This is a genomic window from Variovorax sp. P1_H12_2 (genome assembly GCF_056405335.1).
In genome coordinates this window covers 1-1,872 of record NZ_JBFUCI010000674.1, presented here as the reverse complement: position 1 = coordinate 1,872, position 1,872 = coordinate 1, and the positions used below count along the sequence as shown (strand labels likewise).

Sequence of the window (1,872 nt, the reverse complement as noted above, 5' to 3'; positions counted from 1 at the left end):
GAAGGAGCTCGCGCGCGCGCGGGTGCTCGCCGAGCTGGGCCATGGCGATGCCGCGCAGGGCCAGCGCCGGCGGGTCTTCGCGCAAGGCGACGCGCTTGAGGGCGCCGAGCGGGTCGCCGGTGGCGAGGGCGCGCGCGGAGGCTGTGATCAGGGAGTCCATGGCGACAGGCTACACCGGCGCGTTCACGACGACTCTCGCCTTCACGACGGGAAGTCGATCCGCCCGCGCTGGATGAGGGACGGTCCCGGTACGTAATTTCCCTCACGCATGCGTCAGATTCCGATCAGTGACGGCGCAAGAACATCGAGCCGCGCTGCCAATACGGCGCCCGGTTCCACAGCCGTGGGGTTGTTCCCACCACCGGCCACACCCTCTCTTCGCGCGTATGAACAATCGAAATCTCGTCAGAGGCCTGTTCCTCATGGCGATCTCTCTGGCCTTCGGCCTGCAGGCTCTGCGTTACCCGATCGGCGACTTCAGCCGCGCGGGGCCGGGATTGTTTCCCGCACTGGTGAGCTCCATGCTGCTCCTGATCGGCATCGTGACCGTGGTCCGGTCGTTCTTCGTCGAACGCGTGCACCTGGGCCTGAACTTCAGGAACATCGCCATCATCATGGTGAGCCTCTGCGGCTTCGCGGGGCTTTCGATGTACCTGAACATGATCGTGGGCATCGTCTTCATGGTCTTCTTCTCCACCTTGGCCGGCACCTCCTATTCGTGGGTGCGCAACGTCAAGATCTCCGCCGGCCTGGTCACGATGGCCCTGCTCCTTCAAAAACTCCTCGGCTTGAACCTGCCCCTCTACTGATGGACGTCCTGAACAACCTGGCGTTTGGCTTTTCGCACGCCCTGACCCTCCAGAACCTGATGTACTGCGCCATCGGCTGCACGGTGGGCACGCTGGTCGGCCTGCTGCCCGGCCTGGGCCCCTTGGCCACCATCAGCCTGCTGCTGCCGCTGACCTATTCCATTCCCACGACCGGCGCGCTGATCATGCTGGCCGGCATCTACTACGGCGCCCAATACGGGGACAGCGTGAGCGCCATCACGATGAAGATCCCGCACGCCAGCAGCATCGTGGCGTGCATCGACGGCTACCAGATGACGCTCAAGGGCAAGACCGGGCTGGCGCTGTTCACCGCGGGCGTCTCGAGCTTCATTGGCGGCACGGTCGCCATCCTGGTGCTGTCGTTCCTGGCTCCCACGCTGGGTGAAGTCGCCTTCCTGTTCGGTCCGGCGGACTACTGCGCCATGATGATGGTGGGTTTCGTGTGCGTGAGCTTCGTCACCACGGGCAGCCTGCTCAATGGCCTGGCCATGAGCATGATCGGGGTGCTGCTGGGCACGATCGGCACCGACGTGAACAGCGGCGCCCAGCGCTTCACCATGGACCTGCCCTTCCTGGTGGACGGCGTCGGCGTCGTGAGCATCGCATTGGGCTGCTTCGGCATCGCCGAGATCACGAAGAACCTCGACGCCCGGGAAGAACGCTCGCCCTTCAACGGCAAGATCGACCTGATCCCCACCTGGGCGGAATTCAAGCGGATCATCCCCAGTGCCCTGCGCGGCAGCGTGGTCGGCTCCTTCCTGGGCATCCTGCCCGGCGGCGGTCCCACGATCGCCCAGTTCGCCGCGTACGCGATCGACAAGAAGGTCAGCAAGTACAAGCACGAGATCGGCACCGGCTGCATCGAGGGCGTGGCCGGTCAGGCCGCGGCCGACGAAGCGGCCGCCCGCACCAGCTTCATCCCCCTGATGAGCATCGGCATCCCCGAGAACGCCGTGATGGCGCTGATGCTGGCCGCCTTCATCATCAAGGGCATCCAGCCGGGACCGAACATGATCGCCAGCCACCCCGAGCTCTTCTGGGG

2 protein-coding genes and 1 pseudogene are annotated in these 1,872 nt (G+C 65.2%); 2 read left to right on the top strand and 1 reads right to left on the bottom strand.

Annotated elements, in window-relative coordinates; all coding sequences use genetic code 11:
* Window positions 1-160, bottom strand: a pseudogene (locus AC1D2K_RS34060) (helix-turn-helix domain-containing protein); the annotation flags it as partial.
* 226 nt (window positions 161-386) lie between these two features.
* Between AC1D2K_RS34060 and AC1D2K_RS34055 the strand changes: the two are divergent.
* Window positions 387-809: a tripartite tricarboxylate transporter TctB family protein gene (locus AC1D2K_RS34055; protein ID WP_478094768.1), complete on the top strand. Its 423-nt coding sequence runs from the start codon at window positions 387-389 to the stop codon at window positions 807-809.
* The coding region (locus tag AC1D2K_RS34050) for a tripartite tricarboxylate transporter permease (protein ID WP_478094766.1) at window positions 809-1,872 on the top strand (1,064 nt) is incomplete at its 3' end. The genes AC1D2K_RS34055 and AC1D2K_RS34050, both read left to right, overlap by 1 nt.

Bases quoted from the DNA above. Each gene is read 5' to 3' on its own strand.
- AC1D2K_RS34055 (WP_478094768.1), top strand. From the start codon at position 387: ATGAACAATCGAAATCTCGTCAGAGGCCTGTTCCTCATGGCGATCTCT.